The organism is Spirulina sp. CS-785/01 (genome assembly GCF_028330525.1).
GTDB lineage: Bacteria > Cyanobacteriota > Cyanobacteriia > Cyanobacteriales > Spirulinaceae > JAQMSD01.
Map to the genome: position 1 here is coordinate 21,914 of NZ_JAQMSD010000290.1, position 24,640 is coordinate 46,553.

General features: G+C 46.8%; 23 protein-coding genes. 19 read left to right on the forward strand and 4 right to left on the reverse strand.

Translation table 11 applies throughout. The annotated features are described in order from the left end of the window. The first annotated feature begins 58 nt into the window (after window positions 1-58). From tgt to PN462_RS18930, 7 genes are all read left to right on the forward strand, one after another. Window positions 59-1,261 carry a tRNA guanosine(34) transglycosylase Tgt gene (gene tgt / locus PN462_RS18900; protein ID WP_272130384.1) on the forward strand — a complete coding sequence of 401 codons (1,203 nt, stop codon included), beginning with the start codon at window positions 59-61 and terminating at the stop codon, window positions 1,259-1,261. 252 nt (window positions 1,262-1,513) lie between these two features. Then, complete coding sequence (locus PN462_RS18905) at window positions 1,514-2,182, forward strand: lipoate--protein ligase family protein (RefSeq protein WP_443029225.1); 669 nt, start codon at window positions 1,514-1,516, stop codon at window positions 2,180-2,182. Between the two features lie 201 nt (window positions 2,183-2,383). Then, window positions 2,384-2,905, forward strand: coding sequence for a hypothetical protein (locus PN462_RS18910; RefSeq protein ID WP_272130386.1), 522 nt, complete (start codon window positions 2,384-2,386; stop codon window positions 2,903-2,905). 129 nt (window positions 2,906-3,034) lie between these two features. Continuing rightward, window positions 3,035-3,340: a carbon dioxide-concentrating mechanism protein CcmK gene (locus PN462_RS18915; RefSeq protein ID WP_272130387.1), complete on the forward strand. Its 306-nt coding sequence runs from the start codon at window positions 3,035-3,037 to the stop codon at window positions 3,338-3,340. A gap of 82 nt (window positions 3,341-3,422) precedes the next feature. Further along, window positions 3,423-3,776 carry a carbon dioxide-concentrating mechanism protein CcmK gene (locus PN462_RS18920; RefSeq protein WP_272130388.1) on the forward strand — a complete coding sequence of 118 codons (354 nt, stop codon included), beginning with the start codon at window positions 3,423-3,425 and terminating at the stop codon, window positions 3,774-3,776. A gap of 273 nt (window positions 3,777-4,049) precedes the next feature. Further along, entirely contained in the window at window positions 4,050-4,769 is a 720-nt protein-coding gene (locus PN462_RS18925; protein ID WP_272130389.1) for an LmeA family phospholipid-binding protein, read from the forward strand. A gap of 14 nt (window positions 4,770-4,783) precedes the next feature. Beyond that, a complete protein-coding gene (locus PN462_RS18930) occupies window positions 4,784-5,188 on the forward strand; it encodes a ribosomal maturation YjgA family protein (RefSeq protein WP_272130390.1) in 405 nt (134 codons plus the stop codon). 13 nt (window positions 5,189-5,201) lie between these two features. Here the strand turns inward: PN462_RS18930 and PN462_RS18935 are convergent, their stop codons facing one another. Further along, window positions 5,202-5,339: a hypothetical protein gene (locus tag PN462_RS18935; RefSeq protein ID WP_272130391.1), complete on the reverse strand. Its 138-nt coding sequence runs from the start codon at window positions 5,337-5,339 to the stop codon at window positions 5,202-5,204. A 227-nt stretch (window positions 5,340-5,566) separates the two neighbouring features. Between PN462_RS18935 and PN462_RS18940 the strand changes: the two genes are divergently transcribed. The 6 genes from PN462_RS18940 to PN462_RS18965 all read left to right on the forward strand — a co-directional run bounded on the left by PN462_RS18940 (window position 5,567) and on the right by PN462_RS18965 (window position 13,138). Next, on the forward strand, window positions 5,567-7,858 hold the full coding sequence (locus PN462_RS18940; protein WP_272130392.1) for a dynamin family protein: 2,292 nt from the start codon (window positions 5,567-5,569) through the stop codon (window positions 7,856-7,858). Window positions 7,859-7,867: 9 nt separating this feature from the next. Further along, a complete protein-coding gene (locus PN462_RS18945) occupies window positions 7,868-8,506 on the forward strand; it encodes a Uma2 family endonuclease (protein WP_272130393.1) in 639 nt (212 codons plus the stop codon). A 145-nt stretch (window positions 8,507-8,651) separates the two neighbouring features. Beyond that, the gene (locus tag PN462_RS18950) at window positions 8,652-10,277 is read left to right on the forward strand and encodes an AAA family ATPase (RefSeq protein WP_272130394.1); all 1,626 of its coding nucleotides are present in this window, start codon (window positions 8,652-8,654) and stop codon (window positions 10,275-10,277) included. Between the two features lie 76 nt (window positions 10,278-10,353). Continuing rightward, window positions 10,354-11,295: a low-complexity tail membrane protein gene (locus PN462_RS18955; protein ID WP_272130395.1), complete on the forward strand. Its 942-nt coding sequence runs from the start codon at window positions 10,354-10,356 to the stop codon at window positions 11,293-11,295. 168 nt (window positions 11,296-11,463) lie between these two features. Beyond that, window positions 11,464-11,664, forward strand: a complete 201-nt coding sequence (locus PN462_RS18960) for a hypothetical protein (protein WP_272130396.1) — start codon at window positions 11,464-11,466, stop codon at window positions 11,662-11,664. A gap of 157 nt (window positions 11,665-11,821) precedes the next feature. After that, window positions 11,822-13,138, forward strand: coding sequence for a hypothetical protein (locus PN462_RS18965; RefSeq protein ID WP_272130397.1), 1,317 nt, complete (start codon window positions 11,822-11,824; stop codon window positions 13,136-13,138). A 122-nt stretch (window positions 13,139-13,260) separates the two neighbouring features. Here PN462_RS18965 and PN462_RS18970 read toward each other — a convergent pair whose 3' ends face one another. After that, window positions 13,261-14,373: a hybrid sensor histidine kinase/response regulator gene (locus PN462_RS18970; protein ID WP_272130398.1), complete on the reverse strand. Its 1,113-nt coding sequence runs from the start codon at window positions 14,371-14,373 to the stop codon at window positions 13,261-13,263. 233 nt (window positions 14,374-14,606) lie between these two features. Next, window positions 14,607-16,556, reverse strand: a complete 1,950-nt coding sequence (locus PN462_RS18975) for an ABC1 kinase family protein (RefSeq protein ID WP_443029226.1) — start codon at window positions 16,554-16,556, stop codon at window positions 14,607-14,609. Between the two features lie 384 nt (window positions 16,557-16,940). On the opposite strand from PN462_RS18975, the gene recN reads away from it, so the two are divergent. From recN to PN462_RS18990, 3 genes are all read left to right on the forward strand, one after another. After that, on the forward strand, window positions 16,941-18,710 hold the full coding sequence (recN, locus tag PN462_RS18980; RefSeq protein ID WP_272130400.1) for a DNA repair protein RecN: 1,770 nt from the start codon (window positions 16,941-16,943) through the stop codon (window positions 18,708-18,710). Between the two features lie 14 nt (window positions 18,711-18,724). Next, window positions 18,725-19,000, forward strand: coding sequence for a hypothetical protein (locus PN462_RS18985; protein ID WP_272130401.1), 276 nt, complete (start codon window positions 18,725-18,727; stop codon window positions 18,998-19,000). Window positions 19,001-19,153: 153 nt separating this feature from the next. Further along, the gene (locus tag PN462_RS18990) at window positions 19,154-21,808 is read left to right on the forward strand and encodes a GAF domain-containing protein (protein ID WP_272130402.1); all 2,655 of its coding nucleotides are present in this window, start codon (window positions 19,154-19,156) and stop codon (window positions 21,806-21,808) included. A gap of 23 nt (window positions 21,809-21,831) precedes the next feature. Here the strand turns inward: PN462_RS18990 and PN462_RS18995 are convergent, their stop codons facing one another. Then, a complete protein-coding gene (locus tag PN462_RS18995) occupies window positions 21,832-22,281 on the reverse strand; it encodes a thiol-disulfide oxidoreductase DCC family protein (protein WP_272130403.1) in 450 nt (149 codons plus the stop codon). Between the two features lie 46 nt (window positions 22,282-22,327). Between PN462_RS18995 and PN462_RS19000 the strand changes: the two genes are divergently transcribed. The 3 genes from PN462_RS19000 to PN462_RS19010 all read left to right on the forward strand — a co-directional run. Further along, on the forward strand, window positions 22,328-22,501 hold the full coding sequence (locus tag PN462_RS19000) for a hypothetical protein (RefSeq protein WP_272130404.1): 174 nt from the start codon (window positions 22,328-22,330) through the stop codon (window positions 22,499-22,501). Then, complete coding sequence (speE, locus tag PN462_RS19005; RefSeq protein ID WP_272130405.1) at window positions 22,483-23,430, forward strand: polyamine aminopropyltransferase; 948 nt, start codon at window positions 22,483-22,485, stop codon at window positions 23,428-23,430. The genes PN462_RS19000 and speE overlap by 19 nt, the downstream gene beginning before the upstream one ends. A 233-nt stretch (window positions 23,431-23,663) precedes the next feature. Beyond that, on the forward strand, window positions 23,664-24,640 hold a 977-nt coding region (locus tag PN462_RS19010; protein ID WP_272130406.1), incomplete at its 3' end, for a serine/threonine protein kinase.

Genomic DNA, 24,640 nt, shown 5'->3' on the forward strand with positions numbered 1-24,640 from the left:
AGAAAGATACGTTCTAACCTCAAATTTTGCTCAGTCAGGTTCTAAAATTACAACAAAAATGGATGACAATAAGGAGAGACCCGAAACGTCGAGTCAAGGGGAAGTTAGGTCAACGGAGGGAAAGTCCCCCCCCTCTCTCTGGCCAGGTCATCCAGATCATTTTTCCTTTCAAGTCCAGGCCACCTGTCCCCACACCAAGGCAAGAGTGGGGGTGTTTCATACCCCTCATGGCATTGTAGAAACGCCCCGTTTTATGCCTGTAGGGACCGTGGGAACAGTTAAGGGGATTTTACCTATTCAGTTACAGGAAACCGGGGCCCAGATGATTCTGGCCAATACTTATCATTTGCATCTACAACCTGGTGAAGCCATTGTCAAGGCCGCTGGGGGGTTACATGGGTTTATGGGGTGGAATCAGCCCATTTTGACCGATTCTGGGGGGTTTCAGGTGTTTAGCTTGAGTGACCTGCGCCAGATTGAGGAGGAGGGCGTTACGTTTAAGTCGCCTCGAGATGGTCGGACTATTCATTTTACCCCGGAACGGGCGATCGCCGTTCAAAATGCCCTCGGTGCAGATGTCATTATGGCCTTTGATGAATGCCCCCCCTATCCCGCCGAACATTCCCAAGTTTTAGCGGCAGTCGAACGGACGGAACGCTGGTTAGCCCGTTGTATTGAAGCCCATCAGAGACCCCAAGAGCAAGCCCTCTTTGGCATTATTCAAGGGGGGACCTATTTAGACTTACGGCAGAAAGCGGCGGAACAGTTATTACAGTTTGACTTGCCCGGATATGCCATTGGGGGGGTGAGTGTGGGAGAACCCCCGGAATTGATGCACCCGATTGTTGATGCGATCGCACCCTTACTCCCCGTCCACAAACCCCGCTATTTAATGGGAGTCGGAACATATCGAGAAATGGCCAGAGCCATTGCTGCCGGAATTGATCTGTTTGACTGTGTAATTCCGACTCGTTTAGGCCGCCACGGGACCGCCTATGTACAGGGAGAACGGTGGAATTTGAAAAACGCGCCTTTTCGAGAAGATTATCGCCCCTTAGATGAAACTTGTCCCTGTTATTGCTGTCAAAATTTTAGCCGCGCTTATCTTAATCATTTGATTAAGGCCAAGGAGATGTTAGGCTTTATTTTGCTTTCTCTCCATAATATTAATGAGTTAATCCGCTTTACCCAAGAGATTCGTCAGGCGATTCTACAAGGGACGTTTGCTCAGGAGTTTGGGCATTGGCTTCAGGATAGTTGATAGTTGATAATGGATAATGGATAGTTGACGGTTGAACCACAAAGACACAAAGGACACAAAGGGGAGATGGGGGAGATGGGGAAAACAAAAATATATATATTATTCCCGATTCCCTATTCCCGATTCCCTATTCCCAGTTCCGGAGTTCCCTATTCCCAGTTCCCTTTTTCACAAACAACAAATAACAAATAACAAAAAAAAGTGACAACTTGGCGTTATATTCCTCCGATTTGTGCATCTGGGGTGGTGCAGATGGCGATTGATCGTTGGTTGCTGAAAGAACATCGGCTGGGCCAACATCCGCCTACCCTACGATTTTATACTTGGTCGCCTGTGGCGATTTCTTTGGGCTATCATCAACGACACTATCCCGCAGAATGGCATCATTTAACCTGGGAGGGCCAACCTGTGGAGGTGGTGCGACGGCCTACCGGAGGACGGGCCGTGCTGCATCAGGGGGATTTAACTTATATGCTGGTGACATCGGGGTTGAGTGGGAAGCGATCGCAAGTTTACCAAACCCTCTGTCAATTTCTCCTCGACGGTTGGCAAAAATTGGGCATTCCCCTAGAGTATGGCACAGCCAAACGCGGTTATATTCACAATCCTAGCTGTTTTGGGACCGCCACCGCCGCCGATTTAGTCACCCCAACCGGAGCCAAGTTAATCGGTAGCGCACAACTCCGCCAAGGTAAGGCAATCTTACAACACGGGTCGATGATTTTGCAGCAAAGCCCGGACTTCTATCAACGGGTGTTTGGGGAAGCGACTCACCCCGTTAGGCTTCCCCCAGAGATTACCATGAAGCGGGTTATTGACACCCTCTCTGCTACCCTCGCGCAACAATGGGGAATGACTTTGGATTGTCAACCCCTCACCCCCCAAGAATGGGAGACAATTCATACTTTTTGGGAATCGTAAAGGTTATTTTACAAAAGTTTAGAAATTAGCCCAAAAATGCTCGTAAAAATTAACATTTTGGGTGGGACGGAGGAGACAAGGCCAGAGTTCTCTATCCTGCTCAAAAATTCTAAAGCTATGTAACGTTCCTTCATGTTTTTTGATATTTGAAACCCTAGAAATTCGTTAAGCTAAAAATAAGCAACTTTGCCAAGGAACGTTATGAATTTATTTTTCACCCGTCCTAACCAAGAAAACGCGCTCAACTGGCCGGGAATTGTCTTCTGTACCCTCGGTTTCTGGCTCAGTGGGAGTTTACTGATTGATGTCCTGATTTTACCTAGTCTCTCGGCCACCGGAATGATGGCACAAGACGGGTTTGCTAGTGCAGGTTACGTCTTGTTTGGTCTTTTTAATCATTTAGAATTACTTTGTGCCGCCCTAGTCATCACAGGCTGTCTCGTGCTACACCGTTCTCATTATTTTGCTCAAGGAAACGAACAAGCGTCGGTTTTCGCCGCCACCCTTTTGTTAGGAATTGCCCTCATTTATACTTATATCCTCACCCCGAACATGAGTGGTTTAGGCATCGAGTTAAGCTGGCTTGAGCCGAATCAGGCAACGCTGATGTCGGGATCGATGCTACAAATGCAGGTGAGTTATTGGGCCCTAGAAGTGGTGAAACTGGCTCTCGGTTTTACCTTAGTGCGTTGGTTTGCTCGACATATTTTCAGTTCTCATTAAAGTGAAGCCAAAAATTGTGTGTTCCCTTTTCCTTTTTAAGTAACGCTTGGCTGAGTCGGCCCAAGCGTTATAAAATGGAGCGTTACCTGTGAAAATTTCAGGTTGTTGGAGTTTGGGTTAAGGAGAATTATGCCAGACGCTGTTGGTGTTATTGAAACGTTGGGTTTTCCTGGTATTTTGGCCGCTGCCGATGCGATGGTGAAGGCCGGACGAGTGACAATTGTATGGTGCGATCGCGCCGAAAGTGGTCGCTTTGTGGTTGCCATCCGCGGCCCCGTTTCCGAGGTCAAACAAGCCCAGGAAGCGGGACTCGCTGCCGGAGCAGCCACCTACGGTGCAGAAGTGATTACCCATTACATCGTACCCAATCCCCCCGAAAACGTCATCACAGTTTTACCCCTTGAATATACAGAAGCCGTCGAACGCTTCCGCTAACCCATTTCTTTCCCACCCAAACCCCCGTACAATGAGCCTGGGATTTTCTACACACCGCGAGATTAATTGAGGAGAACGACTTATGCCAGAGGCAGTTGGATCACTTGAAACCAAAGGCTTTCCCCCCGTCCTCGCCGCCGCCGATGCGATGGTAAAAGCAGGACGAGTCACCCTAGTGGGTTATATCCGCGTCGGGAGTGCGCGGTTTACCGTGAATATCCGTGGGGACGTTTCGGAAGTGAAAGCCGCCATGGATGCCGGAATTGAGGCCGCCAAAAATACCCCAGGGGGGACATTGGAAACTTGGGTGATTATTCCCCGGCCCCATCACAATGTAGTGGCAGTCCTTCCGGTGGACTTTAATGAAAACGTGGAACGGTTTCGGGACTCGGTGGAGCAACCGAGAGTCTTCGGGCCGGCTAATGGCAATGGCTAAGGGTTACGGGTTCATGGTTTGGACAGGTGAACTGGGACTAATTTTTGTATAGAGTATTTCCTCTCCAGCAGCTGATTAGGATCAAATAGGGGGGTCAACAGTGGTTGACCCTTAATTTTATGGAAGATTGGCTGGATGGAGGGATGGGGTAGAGGGGCTTTTTGGCCGCCTCAGTTTGCTTCTCCGGAAAAATACGGAAAAATATCTTAAAACTTCTGACCATTTTTTAATATTTCTATATATACTAGGAAGTCATAACTTATTTTTTAAAAAATGCTATTACTAAACCAGAATAACCTAGGCGAACAGGCACTGAATAAGATTGCCGAGATGGCCTTGTACAGTCAGTTTAATGACGCAAAACAGTTGCGCGTTAAAGTGAAAACTGACCCTAATCTCTTGGCCCAAGGGAAGTTAGCCTCTTTGAGTATTGATGGGGAAGGGTTAGTCAGCCATAAAAATCTGCGGATGCAGCAGATGCAGTTACAGATGCGAGATATTGCGGTGAGTCCCTTTAAAGCGTTGATGGGGAATATTGAACTCATTGAACCGACACGGGGGACCGCTTGTGTGGTATTGACGAAGGCAGATTTTAACCGCGCTTTTAATACTCAATGTTTAAGCGATCGCGCTTCCCTGTTAGGCGTTAAGCTAGAATCAGTCCATTGTCACCTACTCGACAGTGGCAAACTGCAAATTGAGGCATCTCTCCATCATAGGTCGGCGGGAGAGTCGCCAACGGTGACATTGGAGGCCAAACCCAAGATTACCCCCCAAACGGGAGAGGTAACGTTAACTCAGGTGGAATATACCCAAGGGAAACCCCCGTCCTCGGAGTTGACAGATATTTTAGTGAATAAAGCGCGAGAGGTGCTAAGTTTACGGAATTTTGAGATGCGGGGAATTTCCTTACGGGTGCAGAGTTTGGAAGTACGAGGGGGGTCTTTACGGTTACACGCGATCGCCAAAATGACCCATTTCCCCTCTAAATAATTTCCCTCCCCGTCATGGTCAGGCCATCGAAAACCCAAAAATCCCGCCTCTTGGCTGTGTTAGGGTTAATTGTACTCATTCCCATTGGCTTGTATTCCAAGGCATATTCTGGAATCGCCAGCCAATGGGTGAATAATTCTTTGGGTGCGGTGTTCTATGAAATGGCTTGGTGTTTTTTATTTTATAGTGTATTCCCCACCCCTAAAGCCGTTTGGCGGATTCCCCTCGCGGTTTTTCTCGTCACCTGTGGTTTAGAGTTTCTGCAACTGTGGCAACCGGACTGGTTACAGGCAATTCGGGCGACCTTTCTCGGTAAAATGATCTTAGGGACAACTTTTGCGAAAGCTGACTTTTTTTATTATGTGATCGGTTGTGGTTTGGGAGGTGTGGCCTTATGGGGCAGTCGGAGAGTTAAGTAATGATTTTATCTATTTAAGCGGCCAAGAGGGACTGTAATTGTTGTTCACACTGGCGAAAAATAAAATTAATCGCCGCTACGAGTTTGTCAAGGGATTGAATCGTATAAAACTCTTTATGCTGGGTGAATGAATTGCCTTCTAATTTGCCCAATTGCCAGATTTTTCCATTAGAAACAATCCCGTAAACAACGTGACGACTCCAAGGAAAACCCGACTCAGACTGTTAAAAGATTGACATTGCTCCCGACTGGCATACCATAATAAAGAAGTGACTCTCTAGGTTGCGATCGCAGCTTCTCCAGAGAGAATTTCGCTTTTTTTAAGGTAAGCTAGTAGCGGATACTTGCTTACTGAATCTTTTAATGTGTATTCCGGTGTATGTCTTCTCAACTGTTCCAAAAAACCTATGAAAGTCTTGCAGATACGGGGCCGAGACTCCTCCAGTATCTGCAAAGGATACACGCCCAACAACTCAGCGAGGGAGACGACACCGAAGCCTTACGCAGCATCGAAGGGGACGTTCTCAAAGCCCTCTACGCCCTTTCTAACCAAAAATATCAGGTGGCCGTCGTGGCGGCCATGAAAGCGGGTAAAAGCACCTTTCTCAACGCCCTTATCGGGGCCGATGTCTTGGCCAGTGAAACCGAGTCTTGTACCGTTTGTCGAACCGATATCCTCCCCGTAGCGGATGCGAGTCAATCCCAACTCCTAGAATATCGGGAAAATAAAACAGACCCCGTGGTTATTGCAGAAGGGAATGCCTCCTTAATTCGCCAATATTTTCTCGAACGTACCCATATTATACGAGCAAGTGCCAACCGCGATCGCACCGTCCGTTTCCAACTCAAACACCCCATTGCAGCCATCCGTAACCTCCCCCCCCTAAAAGGGTTTACCCTCGTCGATACCCCAGGCCCCAACGAGTGGAAAGACACCACCTTCGACACCATCGCCCTCAAAGAAACCGCCTTCGATGCCCTACGCAACTGCGATGTCATCCTCTTCATTCTCGACTACTCCTCCTTTAAAGACAGCACCAACTCCGAATTACTGCAAGAACTCATCGAACAACGCAGCGACTTCCTACGACGGTCCCGCCGGGCCATTTACTTCATCCTCAACAAAATAGACCGAAAAACCGAAGAAGACCGCCCCATTCAGCACGTCATCGACGACTTACGACGCACCATCCAAGAATTCGGCATCCCCAACCCCCTCATATACCCCGTCAGCGCCTGGCAAGGACTCCTCGCCAAACTCATCGACGGAGACACCGCCACCGAAAACCACATGAAGAACTTTAAACGCTTCTTCAGTGGTCGATATGCGCGGGAAACCGAAGACGGAGACTTAATTATTCCCTCCCCCAAAAAAATCGCCCCCCAAGCCTTAGAAGAAAGTTTAATTCCCATCATTGAACAAGCCGTTATCGGCGACCTACTCACCAATGCAGGTTGGAACTTATTGCGCGATGTCAGCGCGAAACTGGATAAAGGAGTCAAAAGCGTCGAAGACATTTTAAACGCCAGAATTCGCGGTTGGCAGATGGAGATAAAACCCCTCCGCCAACGGATGGAAGCCTATAAACAACTGGCCAAAAACGCCATTATCCAAATTCGGGAAGTTAAACAATTAGTCGAACAACAAGAACAGAAATTAATCGCCCAATTTAAACGAGAAATTACCGACTTTGCCGAACGGGCAAAACAGACCATTCATGAAGAATTTGAACGGTTTGTGCAAGTCCATGAGTCCGATAACAACGAGTCCCAGTTTGAAGACTTTGCCGAAACAGAAAAGCTGGAAACTGACGACTCAGAAACCCCAGAAGAAAAAGCCACCGATGAAGATGTCAAAGACTCTAAGGAACAGTCCGCTGGGTCTGAGTTTCACGTTCCCCAAAAACTGCAAAATTCCCTCAAGAAAGCCATAGGCAACCTTTTACAATATTCAGATAACCCCTATATTATCCATTGTGGAACAGAAGAAGAAGTCGAACAAATTAAACAAGATATTAATCACTTTTGTTCGATTTTAATTAAAGATTGGTGGACAGACACTCAAGATAAACTCTCCAGAGAAGGGACTATTATTCGCCAAGAATTAGTCTCCCAAATTCAGGACAATATTCAAACCATTTCTAATGAACTTTCAGAATATTTAGGGGACGCATTAGAAGTGAACATGAATATCAACCCCATTCAGATGTTAGTCTTTGACTTTCAAGGAATTGACGCACAAGTTCAACAACAAACCGAAAACTATACCCGTTGGACTAGGGAACGCAAACAGGCATTTTGTCGAGACTACGAAGTTGATATTCAAGTTGATGACCGTCGCTCTTATTATGAAATTGATATGCGTCTCACCATTAATGCTATTTTACGGCAAATTGACGCACAAACCCTAGGTAGTTTAGAGGTTGTCGAACGAGTCATTAAAAAACAGATTTCCGATGACTTTCAACACGCAGAACAACAAATTAATGACTATATTCACCGCTTTTTAGTAGAGTTTGATCGTTTAGTCCAAGAACGAGAAAATCGAGAAGCAGAAGTTGAGCAAATTTTAGAAACATTAGAAGCGCAAGCAGAAGAATTATCGCAATATAAACAGGAATTAAATTATATTCAAGAGTCCTTAGAACAATGGAAACCGGAAGGGAATTAAAACCATAAAATGAGCAATTTGTCAACCAAAATTAAACCGGAAACGTGGGTGGCAGCGACTTGGGAGGAGTATCTGCAACTCTCGGAAAATCCCGATTATGACAAGGCAAAATTTTATTATCATCAAGGGAAAATTAGAATTGAAATGACTCCGGTAGGATATGAACACGGTAGCGATCATTCAATTATTCATTATGCCATTAATCTTTATGCTGCCCTGAACCAAATCCCTTTAATTGGACTTGACAACTTAACCTATCGTCAACCTCAAATGTTGGGATTTCACCCCGATTTATCCTATTATGTTGGGGCGGCAACTGAAGTGATTTCTAACGCAACAGGGATTATCGATCTAAACCACTACCCTCCGCCTAATTTAGTGGTCGAAATTGCTAAAAGTTCTCTGGCCGATGACCAAGGAGAAAAACGCTTATTGTACGAAAGTCTAGACATTGCAGAATATTGGATTGTTGATGTACAAAATACGCGCATTCTAGCGTTTCAAATAGAGAATAACGGCAGTCGCAGAATTGCGGTTTCGCAAGTTTTACCCAATTTAGACCTTTCTATCCTAGAATCTGCCCTCCGGCAAACCTGTGAAAGTGATCATGGTCAAGTGGGGGCATGGTTATTGAGTCAGTGGCAGTAATCCTTGGGTTAAAATCCAAGTTGTAGGATGGGCAAAATTTATAACTTTCAACGTTTAATCTAAGTTTAACTGCCTGCCCACCCTACGGCGGTTATTTATATTATTTAACTTAAAATAACGGCCATCAAGATTTAAACTGGTTTTTATGACAGTCAATTTAATCGCCAACTCCCTATCCCCCTATCAACCGACGCAGGCTGATCAACGGTTTATTGAAGACCTGAATTTAATGATTCGGGCGAAATATCCTCTGTTGTATATTGTGGCGGCAGAGGAAGAACCTGTAATGCAGATTTTACAACAGGTGGCCTTGCAAGGGGTCCCCCAACGTCGTCTCTTGCAGTGGAATATTGTGCGGGGATGGGATGACCACGGGACCAACCGCAATTCGGTGATGGGGGCCTTAGACCGCATTCGTAAGCAGGAGGAGGCGGAACCGACTATCTTTGTGTTAAAAGACCTGCATTATATTTTACGATCGCCGCACATCTCCCAAAATGCCCCCGTCATTCGAGAGTTAAAAAACCTCGCCCAAGAATTAAAACACAGTCGCCACACCCTCATCCTCACCAGTCACACCCTCGAAGTCCCCCCAGAAATTAGTGAAGACATGACGGTGATGGATTTCCCGTTACCGGATAATGAGGAAATTAACCGCTTTATTGACCGCATCAACGCCGATCAATTAAAACTAGAGGGACTGGCCAGAGAACAACTGGTGAAAGCCTGTCAGGGGTTGAGTCGTGTCCGCATTCAACGGGTTTTAGCCAAGGCGTTGGCGGCCAAAGAACAAATTAATGAAACGGACATCGATCGCGTTTTAGAGGAGAAAAAACAAGCCATTCGTCAGTCCGGGACATTGGAATTTTACACCGCCCAAGAATCCCTGAAAAATGTCGGCGGCTTGGAGAATCTGAAACAATGGGTGAGAATGCGTCAGGATGCCTTTACCGAGGAAGCGAGACGCTACGGTATCCCTAACCCCAAAGGGGTGTTATTGGTGGGAATACAAGGGACCGGGAAATCTCTCTCCGCGAAAACCATCGCCCATGAGTGGCGTTTACCCTTGCTGCGGTTGGACACGGGCCGCTTATTTGGGGGCCTGGTGGGGGAAAGTGAGGGGAAAGTCCGCCAGATGATTCAAATTACCGAAGCGATCGCACCTTGTGTACTTTGGATCGATGAAATTGACAAAGCCTTTGGCAACCTCTCTGGCGGGTATGACGGGGACTCTGGGACTTCTCGGCGGGTGTTTGGGTCGCTGATCACCTGGATGCAGGAAAAAACCGCCCCCGTGTTTATTGTAGCGACGGCCAATAATGTGGAGATTTTACCCGCCGAGTTATTGCGGAAAGGTCGTTTTGATGAAATCTTTTTCTTGAGTCTCCCCACGGAAAAAGAACGACAAGACATTTTTAAGGTTCACTTACAACGGTTGCGGCCTTCACGGGTTCGTAATTTTAATATCCCCTTATTGGCGAAACAAACTAAGGATTTTAGTGGGGCAGAAATTGAACAGGTGATTTTTGATGCCATGTATTTGGCCTTTGGAACGTTAATTAATGGACAACGGCGAGACTTTACCACCGAAGATATTTTACGGGCTATTGAGGAGACTGTTCCTTTGGCCGCTATAGCCCGCGATCGCATCGAAGATTTAAAACAATGGGCAGCCGAAGCAGGTGCAAGATGCGCGTCCAACGACACCGAACTCTCGGAAGCCCTACGAGATTATATCAAACGACGGGGGTTAGAGGAGTTAGAAGAATAGTTGACAGGTGATAGTTGATAGTTGACAGTTGATAGTTAATCACCAATTACCAATCACCCATTACCCAATAACACCAATGAACTTTCGTTTAGACCCTTATCTCTGGTTACATTTAGCTGGTTTAGCCGTTTTACCCATTTGGTTACTGCTGGTTTGGTTAGGCATTGCAGCAGGGAGTCCATTGATTTCTTATAGCTTTGAAACAGTGATTTTAGTCATTGTGGGACTATTACCGATTCTCTGGATGCAGTGGACGCGGCCTTTTGAAATTTACAGCTTTTTATTGGTGGCCGTCCAACCTAAAGAACTCACCACCACCCAACGGAAAATCCTCAGCCTCTTTAAAAGTTGGAAGTTGCGGGTTTTAAGTATTCCGACGGCCTTGTTTATGGTGTGGGTGTTGTGGCAATTGTATCAGTGGGCCCCCCTGGCAGCGACAGCAACGCCGATTTCTCCTCGGTGGCATATTCTAGGATTGGGGGTTGCTGCGATCGCCTTTTTACTCAGCAATCTATTTATCCAAGTCCCGGTCAGTGTCCTCTCGGTGTTACTCACCCCAACCTCTCAATTTAATAATACTGACCCCTACGACCCCCAACAAATCTCCCAAGATTTTACCCTAGTTGGGTTTCCCATCGGTCAATTTTTACCCACTCTCCCAGAAACTGAACAACCTCCCGCAAAACAAGAGGAAACCCCTGAACCCCCCACAGAAAGTCCTGAGACGGGAGAGACAACAGAAACTCCCCCTGAAACTCCAACAGAAAGTCCTGAGACGGGAGAGACAGTAGAAACTTCCCCTGAAACTCCAACAGAAAGTCCTGAGACGGGAGAGACAGTAGAAATTCCCCCTGAAACTCCAACAGAAAGTCCTGAGACGGGAGAGACAGTAGAAACTTCCCCTGAAACTCCAACAGAAAGTCCTGAGACGGGAGAGACAACAGAAACTCCCCCTGAACCTCCAACCGTAACAGAAAATCAAGAAATCTCAGAGAGTGAGGCCGACTCCCAAAAGTAGGCCACCCTCACCCCCTTTCCTATTCCCTTCCCTCATAGTGAATGGAACAACTGTTTCAGCAGTTCCCAAGTCCATAGGAATTTGGTGTAATTTGCAGCATAATAGAAATAGAAAAGCGGGTATTCTTAAAATAAAAGTAACGTAATGTAAAGAGAGAGGTATTTATAAATGGCCAATACAACAGCCGCATCTGCCCAATTTGCCAGTGATCAAGCCGTCTGGGGTAATCTCAAAGATGCGATCGCTAACAGTTCCGGATTTCAACGGTGGCAAATTCAGCGTCGCTATAGCGATGCCCCGGTTTCCGAATCCTTAGACGAACAAGTCCAGACCTATCTCCGAGAAACCTTAGAAACCTTAGCGTATTAAAGCCACCTCGCCCAATTTTAACAGAATGTTCACTGAAACTTCCGATTAACCGTGAGGAGTCCCGCAATTCGGAGTTTTTCCATTCACACCAAGTCAACCCCCTGTCCTCAACTTTATACTAGAGATAGTTAAGAACTCCAAAAGATGAGGGCAGGCCATGACTCCGAATCCTGCAATAATGCAATCCGTCGAACAACTGGACTATCGAGTTACAGTTGGCGATGTTGCAACAAAAGCTGGCTTAGATGTCAATACCACACAACAAGGAATTATAGCGTTGGCCTCGGAAACCGGGGCCAACTTGCAAGTTGCGGAGTCTGGGGATATTGCCTATCTATTCCCCCGCAATTTTCGCGCAATTCTCCGCAACAAATATTGGAAACTACGCTTCAAAGAAGCCTGGGAGAAAATTTGGAATGTCCTCTTTTACCTCATTCGTATTTCTTTCGGGATTTTTCTCATTGTCTCCATTGTTTTAATCTTTGTCGCCATTTTCATCATCATCATTGCCCTGCAATCCTCCAGTGATGACAACGAAGGAGGGGGAGATTCAGGAGGAGGCGGCTTTTTCTTCTTCCCCCGTTTCTTCTTTTGGCCAGACTTCTTTTGGATATTTGATCCCGGATATAGTTACCGAGACTACTCCCACTCTCGTCAGCAAAAACGCCAAAGCAACAAGAAGGACATGAACTTTCTTGAAGCGGTGTTTTCCTTCCTCTTTGGAGACGGCAACCCCAACGCAGACTTAGACGAGAGACGGTGGCAAACCATTGGGGCCGTCATTCGCAACAATCAAGGGGCCGTAATTGCCGAACAAATTGCCCCTTATATGGATCAAATTGACCGCATTTCCGCCGAAGAAGAAAACTATATGTTACCCGTTTTAACCCGCTTTAACGGTTATCCAGAAGTTACAGACACCGGAGAAATTGTCTATTATTTCCCCGACTTACAAGTTACGGCTAACAAACAACAAAAACAACCTATCCCCAATTATTTACGGGAGATTCCTTACCGCTTTAGTCATGCAGGAAGTGGGCAAATTATGGGGGCCATTGGCCTCGGTGCGGTGAATATTACAGGGGCCTTAATTTTGGGATCGCTGTTACGAGATGGGACCATTGCCGCACAGATTGGCGGATTTGTCGCCTTTGTAGCCTCCATTTATTGGATTTTACTGGCCTATGGCATCGCCTTTTTAGGCATTCCCTTAATTCGCTACTTCTGGATTCAAAACCGCAATGAAAAACTCAATCAACGGAATGCCCAACGGGAAGAATGGGCGGATCAAATTGCACCTCCTAGCCCGGAACTCCAGCAAAAAATGAGTCATGCCCGACAATTTGCCCAACAAAAAATCATTGGGGAGCAAGATTTAGCCTACTCCACCGAACGAGATTTAATTGAGCAAGAATTAGAGCAATCGGACAAAATTGATCAAGAGTGGCAACGACGACTTGAAGAAGGGTCTTAGGTCAGTATTCAGGTAATGCGACCTTTATCTGCCTTGGGTTAAAACCCAAGGCTAATAAGTGAAACCCGTTAAAACGGGTTGATAGACCTAAGCATTCAGCCGGAGGGCGTTTCCCCTGTTGGTTATAGCAGGAAATTATCCGAATCACCCAATGGGAGAGACAGGGTAACTTCTGTCCCTTGTTTGGGGGTACTTTCAAGAGAAAAGTTCCCCCCTGCTAATTCCGTTAATCGCTGGACTAAACTTAATCCTAACCCTGACCCCTGTTGCTCGTATAACTTGCGCTCAAACTGCATATATGCCCCAATATTCGCCACCTGTTCGGCAGTCATCCCGAAACCGCGATCGCAAACTGACAACACAAACCGATCCCCCTGTACCTCCCCCCTCACCTCAACAAGAGTCCCCGCATCTGAAAACTTGAGCGCGTTATCAATCAACTCAGTCGCTATTTTTTGTAACCACTGATCTCCCAACGTGAGCAACACATCCTCTAATTCAATCTTAATCTCATCAGGACGCTCATAAAACTGAGACCGTTCCTTGGCAGAACTCGACATAATTTCCCATAAACTCATCGTTGTTCCCGTCAAAAACTCCTCTCGTAACGCTGTATTTTGTTGAGCGAGTTCGAGACGGGCCAACAGTAAAAAATTTTGGACTAAATGTTGGAGACGTTGAGCCGATAATTCAATCTCATTGGCAATGTCCATCACCTCCGAAGACCCTAAAGAATTGGCCGATAACTTGAGAACTTCCGTAAACCCTAAAATCCCGTGTAAAGGGGTGAGTAACTCATGAGGCAAAGAAGAAATCAAACTTTGACGCAGTTCATCTAATTTTTGCTGAGAGAGCTTATGAAAATGTTGTTTTTTGGCTAAACGAGTATTAATCGCCTTTAACAAATCCTCAATCGCAAACGGTTTCGTTAAATAATCATCAGCCCCCAGTTCCATCCCATACCGGAGGGAATCTTGAGTTTCTTTGGCCGTTAAAAAAATAAAAGGAATCGTTGCCGTTTCAGAATGTTTTTGTAGTTCTTCAAGAACTCCATACCCATCCAAATTGGGCATCATCACATCACAGATAATTAAATCGGGACGATGCAGACTCGCTTTGGTAATCCCTTCCAGTCCATCATTGGCTTCAATCACTGCAAAATTATTTTCTTGTAGTACATCCAAAAGAAGGTTTCTTAGCGTACTATTATCTTCAATAATAAGAATTTTTGGCATTGACAAGAGTCAAGATTTCTACAATTGACTTTTAGAGAAAGCGAATTAAACAATAAGAGCAACCTAAAATAGCGTAAATGGAAATTTAAGTTTTTCCAAAAATAAAAAGAAAGGGATCACGATACCCTTTCCTCACTACCATAGCATTATTAACTTTCAACTGCTAAATAGCTCAATTCTTGAAAAATGAACTTTTACCTCTTTCTTCCCTAGAAAATCAGTAAAAATACCGATTACCGGAAGGCCGCTGGTTGGGGAAGCGATAATTGAGGAGCAGGAATCACCCGGCCTTTGCCATTCCCATTATTATTTTGCCGATTTTCCGCCTCTAACAACATATTACGAATCAGACGGGCTGCCAAGCGTTGCGCCAGACCATTGGCAATTTTTTGCCCCATTTGCTGGGTTTCCGGTTTAGAAAGCAACTGAGGAACAAGGGGTAAAATCGTCATAGGATCAAAACCATCCGTCTCTTGAAGAATATTAATGATATTGCGGAGATGTTCCACCGTTTCATTCGAGGTATTTTGAGGTAAATCACTGGGAGGAGTCCCCGCTTCCATCCCCACTCGTTGACGGACAGAACTAGAGAAATTATGAAAGGTTTGTCGTCCATAGACATCAATCGCTTTCACCACTTCATCGGTTAACTTCTCCCGAATAAACGCCCCTCGTTCCGAAAAAAGGAACTCGATCGCTTGATTCACCGCTTTTTCAAAATCATAATCTTCCGAGTCCTTAGCATTACGAAGTAAATTCTCTAAACGATTCCAACGAAACTGGCCATCTCGGAACAATAAATCCCGCAACGAAGACCGCAATTCAGGAGAAGGATCAGTCAGCAAGCGTTTAGCAATGTAAGGATAGGCTTTACTGAGAACCTTAAAATTGGGGTCAATCCCAATCGCAATCCCCTCCAACGTTACCAGAGACCGGATAATTAAAGCATAATACGCCGGAACACGAAACGGGAACTCGTACATAATTTCCGACATCTGGTCGGTAATACTCTTAAAGTTTAACTCCGCAACACTCGCCCCCAAAGCATTATTAAACACATTGGACAAAGCCGGGATAATCGGTCTTACATCCGTATCCGGGTCTAAAAACTCCAACTTAATATAATCTTGGGCCAACGCCTCAAAATCCCGATTGACCAAATGCACCACCGCTTCAATTAACCCATAGCGTTGATAGGGTTTAATGCGACTCATCATCCCAAAATCCAAATAGACTAACCGTCCATCGGGAGTCGCTAACAGGTTTCCGGGGTGGGGATCAGCGTGGAAAAATCCGTGTTCCAGTAATTGCCGCAGAGAACAAGACACCCCCACCTCTACTAAATGGGTGGCCTCAATGCCTTGTGCTTGAATTTTTTCCGGTTTGGTGAGTTTCGTCCCCTCAACCCATTCCATGGTCAAAACCCGTCGTTCCGTGTATTCCCAGTAAATACAAGGCACATAAATTTCGGGTAAATAGTTATAGAGTTGGGCAAACTCCTCCGCATTGCGTCCCTCTTGTACATAGTCCATCTCCTCAAAAATCCGCGCTGCGAACTCATCCACAATGGCGAGAACATCACTACTAACTCGTTTAATATTATTTTGCGCCCACCCGGCCAGAGACCGCATAATAAAAATATCTAAGGTAATGCGGCGGATTAAGTCAGGCCGTTGGACTTTCACCGCAACATCTTCCCCGGTTTTGAGTTTCCCTTTATAGACTTGACCTAAAGACGCGGCGGCCACGGGATCAGCAGTCAGTTCTGCATATAAGTTTTCTGGACGTTCTCCTAACTCCTCTGCAATAAACTGAAACGCTACGTCATTGGGGAAGGGCGGGAGTTGGTCTTGCAATTCCGACAACTCATCCATGTACAAATTAGGAACAAGGTCAGGACGAGTCGATAGGGCTTGTCCAATTTTGATGTAGGTGGGGCCGAGTTCTGTTAAAACCTCCCGCAGTTGGATGGCCCGTTTCTGTTCATTTTTCTGGATTTTGCCTTGGAATTTATCCCACCAGAGTCCCAACGCAAAGGAGAGGAAGGGAAAGATAATCGAGACTAAACGACTCAACACCCGCAAGGGTCTCCGTCGGTAGTAAGACATGATTAAATCGGGGTCATAATGCCCGATTTCCTTATCGGTGAGAATGTCTGCATTTAAAGCCGCTTTCTTAGACACTTGGCCTTTTTCTTTAGCGGTGCGCTTTTCCCCTGGGGCGTTAGCTGTTATCACGATTTTCTCTCCTGCTCAATGGCTTGCTGCTATTTCAGGTTTAGTCAAAAAATAGACATTTTTATATTTCATTAAGTATTGTAACAAGAGTCTCTCAGTTATTGGTTGTTTGTTCTTTGTAAACAAGAAAACAGGGAATAGGGAACAGGGAATAGGGAATAGGGAACAGGTAATAAGATATTTTCTGTTTTCTCCATCTCCCCCATCTCCCCCATCTCCCCTATCTCCCAACTCCCAACTCCCAACTCCCAACTCCCAACTCCCAACTCCCGCAAACCCCCCAAAACCTGCTATATAGAAAGATGAATCTTATATGGCGAGGGGGACTCTATGCTGCTGTCCTTGCGGATTGAAAATTTTGCGTTGATTGATCAGTTGGAATTGGAGTTAAGTTCGGGGTTGACGGTGTTAACGGGGGAGACGGGGGCTGGGAAATCAATTGTATTGGATGCCATTGATATTGCGTTAGGGGGGAAGGCCAGTAGCCGTTTTATTCGCACGGGGAAAGCGCGGGCGGTGGTGGAGGCGACGTTTCAGTTAAATGAGGCTATTGCCCGTTGGCTGAGAGACCAGGAAATTGATTTACTTGATGAGGCTAGTGTCATTTGTAGTCGGGAGATGGTGACGAAACAGGGGAATCTGAGATCGCGCTCTCGCGTCAATGGGGTTTTAGTGAATCGGAAAATTATGGGGCAATTGCGCGATCGCCTCGTGGAAATTACCGCCCAAGGCCAAACCATGCAGTTACTCGTCCCCCATCTACAACGGGAATATCTGGACGCTTACGGGGGCGAGAAGCTCCTGGCAACCAAGGCAACGGTACTAGAAGCCTATGGGGAGTTTAAAGCGGCTCAGGAAGCCTTAGAGAAGCGGAGACAGTCGGAACAGGAACGCTGGCAACGGTTGGATTTACTCAATTTTCAAATTCAAGAGTTGGACGGGGCAGAGTTAGATGATCCTGACGAGTTAACGGAGTTAGAACAAGAACGCGATCGCCTCTCCCATGTCGTCGAGTTACAAAACCTCAGTTATCAAGCCTATCAGTTGTTGTATCAAAGTGAAGAAAATACCGCCATTGCTGACTTACTAGGGGAAGCAGAAAACCTGTTGGCGGATATGACCCAGTATGATGGGCAACTTGAACCCTTGTTAGAAATGATCCAAGGTGCGATCGCGCAAGTGGTGGAAGCAGGACAACAAATTAACCGCTACGGAGACAATCTCGAATCGGACCCCGAACGGTTAACGGAAGTCGAAGAGCGCATCCGTAGTTTAAAACAACTCTGTCGGAAATACGGGCCGGAATTAAAAGATGCGATCGCTCATTACCAAAACCTCCAAGCCGAACTAGCCGAACTCACCGACAGCGAACAATCCCTAGACTACCTCGAAGACCTCTACCACCACCAACAAACCCGACTCACCCAAGCCTGTCAAGCCCTCAGCAAACAGCGCAAACGCGCCGCCAAAACCCTAGAACACCAACTGATCCAAGCCCTCAAACCCCTCGCCCTCGAAAAAGTCCAATTTGAATGTCGCCTCACCCCCATTCCCCCCACCAATAGCGGCGCAGACCGGGTAGAATTCTACTGGAGTCCCAACCCCGGCGAACCCTTACAACCCCTCTCAGAAACCGCCTCTGGGGGAGAAATGAGCCGTTTCTTACTGGCTCTCAAAGCCTGTTTTTCCGACACCGAATTCCCAACAAGTCAGAAAACCCTGATATTTGACGAAATTGACACCGGAGTCTCAGGAAAAGTCGCCCAGGCCATCGCCGAAAAACTGCACCAACTCAGCACCCCCCATCAAATCCTCTGTGTCACCCACCAACCCCTCATCGCCGCCCTCGCGGACACCCATTTTCGGGTGGATAAAGAAGTCATTGATGATCCCACTCCGGACTCCCCAACGGGGCAAAATGGGCAAACCCAACTCCACCCTGAACCGAGAACCCTTGTGCGAGTCACCCCCTTAAAACACCATGAAAGCCGCAGAAACGAACTAGCCCAACTGGCCGGCGGTCATTCGGCTCAAGATGCGATCGCTTTCGCCGAATCCCTCCTCACCCAAGCGTCAAATCGAAGATTGGGGAATGGCTAATGGGTAATTGGTAATTGGTTGTTTGTAAACAAGGGAACTCCGGAACAGGGAATAGTTGGTTCTTTGTTCTCCCCCATCTCCCCCATCTCCTCTATCTCCCCCAACTCCCCACTCCCGACTCCCCACTCCCATCTCCCCTTTGTGTCCTTTGTGTCTTTGTGGTTGTGTCTTTGTGGTTCAACCGTCAACTATCCACTCTCAACTCTCAACTCCCCCATCTCCCGACACCCGACACCCGACACCCGACACCCCCATCCCCAAAACATAAACTTTTATTAATGGGAGATTAATGAAAAAAAAGAAATAAGACCATAAACTAAGGAAAATTGCTATGGTGTTCACAAAAGTTTTTTCTACCTGAGACGAAATCGTTAAGATAGACGTATCTGTTCCCAGCCCAACCCACCTCTTACGTAAGAGAACCTCAAACTTTGTAAAGCGATATGACTGCTGCATCTCCTAACTCTACCCAAAGGGACTACACCGGCCAAACCATTGATGTCTCCACTCAGCAAGACAACCCCCAAAATGGGACGGAAAAAAATGGCGCGAAACCCAACGGCTCATCTAGTGCATTAGTCTCGGCCAAAGGAACATTTTCTAACTTTCTGGCCCCTCTGAGTAAAGAGAGCTTTCAAGATGTCGTTAACGATGTTGAAGACAAGCTCAAGGTCGTCAATCAAACCCTAGGACTCCTCGATAGTGTCTTAGACAGCCAAGGGTTTGATGCCATTTTAGATGAGATGTTGCGGTCGATTACCCTGAAAACCGGGGAACTCCTCGCCGCAGATCGTACCACCATTTACCTATTAGACGATGACCAAGACGAACTCTGGTCCATTGTCGCCAAAGGCAGCGACGGCAAACCCATTGAAATTCGTATCCCCGTAGGGAAAGGGATTGCGGGAGAGGTAGCACAATTTAAGCGCGTTGTCAATATTCCCTTTGATTTTTATGAAGACCCGCGATCGGAAGCCGCCAAAAAATTCGACAAGCGCAACAACTACCGCACCTACACCATGTTGGCCTTACCCCTCCTCAGCGAAGAAGGGGAACTGGTGGCCGTTGTACAACTCATCAATAAACTCAAACCCAACTATGATCCCAACGCCACCCTCAATGAACGGATCACCCATGACGGGTTCACCTCCGAAGACCTAGAAGTTTTTGAAAACTTCGCCCCCTCCATTCGTCTGCTGTTAGAGTCCTCTCGGTCTTTCTACAAAGCCACCCAACGGCAACGGGCCGCCAACGCCTTAATCGAAGCCACCAACTCCCTCAGTCGCGGCAACCTCGACCTCGACGCGACCTTAAAAACGGTGATGGATGCGGCGAAAAAGCTCATGAACGCCGATCGCAGTACCCTCTGGCTCATCGACCACGACAAAAACGACCTCTGGACCAAAATCCCCCTCGACAACGGCGAAAACTTAGAACTGCGCGTCCCCATGGGAGTCGGATACGCAGGGCGAGTGGGAGAAACCGGACAAACCCTTAATATTGGCTTTGACCTCTACGACCACCCCGACTCTAGTAAATCGAAAGAAACCGACCAAAGAACAGGTTATCGGACTTGTAGCTTGCTCTGTATGCCCGTCTATAACTCCGACGGCCATCTCATCGGAGTGACACAGTTAGTTAATAAACTGAAAAAAGGCGAACATCCCGAATACGACCCCGAAACCTGGCCGCAAGCCCCCGAACGCTGGAAAGCCAGCTTCAACCGCAGCGACCAAGAATTTATGAAGGCGTTTAACATCCAAGCGGGTGTAGCCCTCCAAAACGCCAAATTATTCGCCAAGGTGAAGCAGCAAGAGCAAATGCAGCGTGATATCTTGCGCAGTCTCACCAATGGGGTGATCTCCACCGATAAAAACGGGGTTATTTTGGCCGCCAATGAAAAAGCCAAAGACTTGTTAGGGTTTGATGAGTCCAACCCCATCGAAGGGCAGATGATGAGTGAGTTGGTGGAAATCAAAAGTAAAGATATCACCGACAAAACCGACGCAGCGAAGAAAGGGGAATTTTCTGAATGGTTCGATCGCGCCCTACATCCCCGTGATAAAAAAGAACGAGAGCAATATTACCCCGACCAAACCATTATCTCCGCAGCCGGAGAAGAACACAGCGTCAACCTCTCCATTAACTCCATCTCCGATGCGGCGGATATTACCAACGTTTACGGGGCCCTAGTCGTGATGGACGACATCAGCGACGAAAAACGGCTCAAAAGCACCATGTACCGCTACATGAACCAAGAGTTAGCGGAACAGTTATTAGAAAAAGGTGATTTAGAGTTAGGGGGAGAACGTCGGGAAGTCTCTGTCTTATTCTCCGACATCCGCAGTTACACCAGCTTAACCGAGAAACTGCAAGCGGAAGAAGTGGTGGGGATGCTCAACGAGTATTTTGAGAGCATGGTGGAAGCAATTTTTGCTCATAAAGGCATTCTCGATAAATATATTGGGGATGCCATCATGGCGGTGTTTGGGACTCCTTTCCCCCTGAAAGACCACGCTTGGAAGTCAGTGCAAAGTGCGCTCGATATGCGTCACCGCTTACGGGAATTTAACGCCAAACGCGCTTTAGATGGCAAAGAGGCCATTCGCATTGGCATTGGTTTAAACTCCGATTATGTGATTAGTGGGAATATTGGGTCAAGTAAGCGGATGGAGTTTACCGCCATTGGGGATGGGGTGAACTTGAGTTCCCGTTTAGAGGGAGCAAGTAAGCAATATGGGTGTGATATTGTCATCAGCGAGAACACCTATCGCCAATGTTCCGAACATATCATTGTCCGAGAATTAGACCGCATCCGCGTGAAAGGGAAAACGCAACCTGTTGGGGTGTATGAGTTAGTTGAGCAAGTTAATGCGGAAATTCCCCCGCAAACCGAACAAATTATCGAACTCTATGGCAAAGGACGGGATTATTATTTGAAGAAGAATTTTGCCTTAGCTATTCCGTATTTTGCGACTATTTTAGAACTCAATCCCAAGGATAAGGCGGCTTATTTGTATATTAATCGCTGTCAGCATTTCCTTATGGCCCCACCTGAAGGAGAATGGGATGGTGTTTGGACTATGACTTCTAAGTAGGGAGGGAATAATTACTCCAGCGTTTATCGACATCTGGCCGCAGAAGACTGAGCTAACCGTTCCTCTCGTTGGGCAATAATGGTCTCTAAGTCCGGTCTTCCCGTTAATTTGAGGCGTAATTTAGCCCAAATCTTATAAAATTGATCGGCAATAGTCCCGAATACCGGAACACGAGTCACCCCATACACCCAACCCATCCCCAAAATCTCATAAACGCGCCGAAATACCTCTAAATCTCGTACAATTGAGCCATCGGGCAATATTCCATGAATGCGTCCCATGGCCGCCGCAAAATCAATTCCTGCGTTGTCCTCTGGAGTGTAACTATCGTCACTAATATCAATAAATTTCACGCTACCTCGGCCTGCATCCCGTCGTTGTAAAAAGTTCACTTCTCGGACACAGAGGGGACATTCCCCATCATAAAGCAATTTAATTTCCCAATCGGGGGGAGAGGTTGGAGTCTGTTGCATAACTTTGCCCATTTGAATCAAGACTTTAATATAATTTAACAAAAAAATGACTGCGTTGGGGGAAACCCCCGTCACTCCGAGTCTTGACAGAGAGAATCTTCTCATCTTGGAGTTTTCCAGCGATCGCGCTGTCCTAACCTATCCCCGTAATGCAATAATTCTGAATGAGACAAGACTTTTCATTGTTGAGGAGGGTGAACCATGGCCGGAAGTGAAGTAAAAGCCGATGCGTGGATTAAAGAATATATTACACCTTGGGATGTCTATGAACACGGGATTAAGCGGCTTTTAGCCTATAAGCGCACCCAATTTCAAGAAATGTATATTGTGGAGACAGGGGCCTATGGGAAAGCCTTAGTTTTAGACGGGAAATGGCAATCTTGTACCGGGGATGAATTTCTCTACCATGAACCCCTCGTTCACCCTGCCATGATAGCCCACCAAGCCCCGAAAACCGCTTTAATTTTAGGGGGAGGAGAAGGGGCCACCGTCCGGGAAATTCTGCGCTGGACGACCATCGAACGAGTCGTGATGGTAGATATTGATGGGGAAGTCGTGGATGCGTGTAAGGAACACCTCCCAGAAATGCACCAAGGGGCCTTTGAGGATTCTCGGTTAGAATTGGTCATTGGGGATGCGTTGCAATATTTGGCAGACACAAAAGAGAAATGGGATATTATTATCTCGGACTTATCAGACCCCATTGAGGAAGGCCCGTCATTTCAGTTATTTACCCAAGAGTATTTTCAGCAAATTAAAGGAGTATTAGCATCAGGCGGCTTTTTTGTAGTGCAAGCGGGCCCCACAGCTATTGCAGAAATTCAACTTCATGCCCGTTTAGTGAAAACGCTGCGCACTGTATTTCCCCATGTTACCTCCTATGCGTCCCCTGTTCCCACCTATGCAGTCCCGTGGGGGTTTGCGTTAGCGTCCGATACTTCCATCAATACCCGTCCTGAACCCGAAGAAATCGACGCATTATTGGCAGAAAAGACGACAGGAGGGTTTAAACTCATAGATGGGATTAGTCTCTTAGGACTCCTACAAACCCCCGCTTATGTCCGCAAAGCCATTGCAGAAGCGGATATGATCTACACCCTGAAAGAACCCCCCAAGTTTTTTGGGAAAGGGGTTAAGGGGAATGAGTAATTTTGTTGTTTGTGGTTTGTTGTTTGTGGTTTGTTGTTTGTGACAAAGGGAACAGGGAACTCCGGAACTGGGAACAGTAAACAGTTGTTACTCCCCATCTCCCCTATCTCCCCCATCTCCCGACTCCCGACTCCCGACTCCCGACTCCCATCTCCCCTTTGTGTCCTTTGTGTCTTTGTGGTTAAACTATCAACTATCAACGCTCAACCATCAACTATAAACTCTTTTTCCCCATGAGTTATTGTATCAACCCCAACTGTTCAAACCCCACCAATCCGGATAATACGATTTTTTGTCAAGCCTGTGGTTCAGAGTTATTGATTGAAGGACAGTTTCGGGTGGTGCAACCGTTGGGGACTGGGGGGTTTGCGACGACCTATGAAGTGGAGGAGGATGGGGTGGCGGAGGTGTTGAAGGTGTTGACGTTGAATAATGATAAAGCGATCGCGCTTTTCAAACAAGAAGCCGAAGTCCTCCAACAACTCAACCATCCCGGTATCCCCAACGTCGATGCAGAAGGATATTTCACTTACACCCCCAGAGATACCCCCGACCCGGTACACTGTATCGTCATGGAGAAAATTGAAGGGGAAAACCTCGAAGAATGGCTAGAGAAACGGGGGAATCGACCTATTAGCCAAAAACTCGCCCTCAAATGGTTACGGCAATTAGTGAATATCTTACAAGAAGTCCACCAAAAGAACTTCTTTCATCGGGACATCAAACCCTCCAACATCATGTTACGTCCCGATGGACAGTTAGCCCTCATTGACTTTGGCACGGTCAAAGAAATTACCGCCACCTTTTTAGCCAGTCAAAACGAACGGGGAACGGTCTTATTTTCCAGAGGATATGCCCCTATTGAACAAGAAAACGGCCACACTGTCCCCCAGTCCGACTTTTTCGCCCTAGGCCGCACCTTTGTGCATCTCCTCACCGGGAAACATCCCCTGGATATGTATGATCCCTATACCTCCCAACTGCAATGGCAAGAACAAACTGAGAATATCCACCCGGACTTAATTGCCTTTTTAGAACAACTGATGGCGAGATTATACCGCGATCGCCCGGAAAATACCCAAATCCTCCTCCAACAACTCGACCAACTCGAACAGCGCATTTATACCCCCCCACCTGTCTCCTCCACCGTATCCTCCTCCTCTCCCTCCTCCCCTCCGCAAACTACCTCCTCCTCCCCTCCCTCCTCTCC

Excerpts from the sequence above, each read along its gene's own strand:
- PN462_RS18930 (WP_272130390.1), top strand. The coding sequence starts at position 4,784 with ATGGTCAGGCCATCGAAAACCCAAAAATCCCGCCTCTTGGCTGTGTTA.
- PN462_RS18960 (WP_272130396.1), top strand. The coding sequence starts at position 11,464 with ATGGCCAATACAACAGCCGCATCTGCCCAATTTGCCAGTGATCAAGCC.
- speE (WP_272130405.1), top strand. The coding sequence starts at position 22,483 with ATGGCCGGAAGTGAAGTAAAAGCCGATGCGTGGATTAAAGAATATATT.
- PN462_RS18965 (WP_272130397.1), top strand. The coding sequence starts at position 11,822 with ATGACTCCGAATCCTGCAATAATGCAATCCGTCGAACAACTGGACTAT.
- PN462_RS18945 (WP_272130393.1), top strand. The coding sequence starts at position 7,868 with ATGAGCAATTTGTCAACCAAAATTAAACCGGAAACGTGGGTGGCAGCG.
- PN462_RS18970 (WP_272130398.1), bottom strand. The coding sequence starts at position 14,373 with ATGCCAAAAATTCTTATTATTGAAGATAATAGTACGCTAAGAAACCTT.
- PN462_RS18910 (WP_272130386.1), top strand. The coding sequence starts at position 2,384 with ATGAATTTATTTTTCACCCGTCCTAACCAAGAAAACGCGCTCAACTGG.
- PN462_RS18915 (WP_272130387.1), top strand. The coding sequence starts at position 3,035 with ATGCCAGACGCTGTTGGTGTTATTGAAACGTTGGGTTTTCCTGGTATT.
- PN462_RS18905 (WP_443029225.1), top strand. The coding sequence starts at position 1,514 with ATGGCGATTGATCGTTGGTTGCTGAAAGAACATCGGCTGGGCCAACAT.
- PN462_RS18950 (WP_272130394.1), top strand. The coding sequence starts at position 8,652 with ATGACAGTCAATTTAATCGCCAACTCCCTATCCCCCTATCAACCGACG.
- PN462_RS18995 (WP_272130403.1), bottom strand. The coding sequence starts at position 22,281 with ATGCAACAGACTCCAACCTCTCCCCCCGATTGGGAAATTAAATTGCTT.
- PN462_RS18920 (WP_272130388.1), top strand. The coding sequence starts at position 3,423 with ATGCCAGAGGCAGTTGGATCACTTGAAACCAAAGGCTTTCCCCCCGTC.
- PN462_RS18925 (WP_272130389.1), top strand. The coding sequence starts at position 4,050 with ATGCTATTACTAAACCAGAATAACCTAGGCGAACAGGCACTGAATAAG.
- PN462_RS18990 (WP_272130402.1), top strand. The coding sequence starts at position 19,154 with ATGACTGCTGCATCTCCTAACTCTACCCAAAGGGACTACACCGGCCAA.
- PN462_RS19000 (WP_272130404.1), top strand. The coding sequence starts at position 22,328 with ATGACTGCGTTGGGGGAAACCCCCGTCACTCCGAGTCTTGACAGAGAG.
- tgt (WP_272130384.1), top strand. The coding sequence starts at position 59 with ATGGATGACAATAAGGAGAGACCCGAAACGTCGAGTCAAGGGGAAGTT.
- recN (WP_272130400.1), top strand. The coding sequence starts at position 16,941 with ATGCTGCTGTCCTTGCGGATTGAAAATTTTGCGTTGATTGATCAGTTG.
- PN462_RS18940 (WP_272130392.1), top strand. The coding sequence starts at position 5,567 with ATGTCTTCTCAACTGTTCCAAAAAACCTATGAAAGTCTTGCAGATACG.
- PN462_RS18955 (WP_272130395.1), top strand. The coding sequence starts at position 10,354 with ATGAACTTTCGTTTAGACCCTTATCTCTGGTTACATTTAGCTGGTTTA.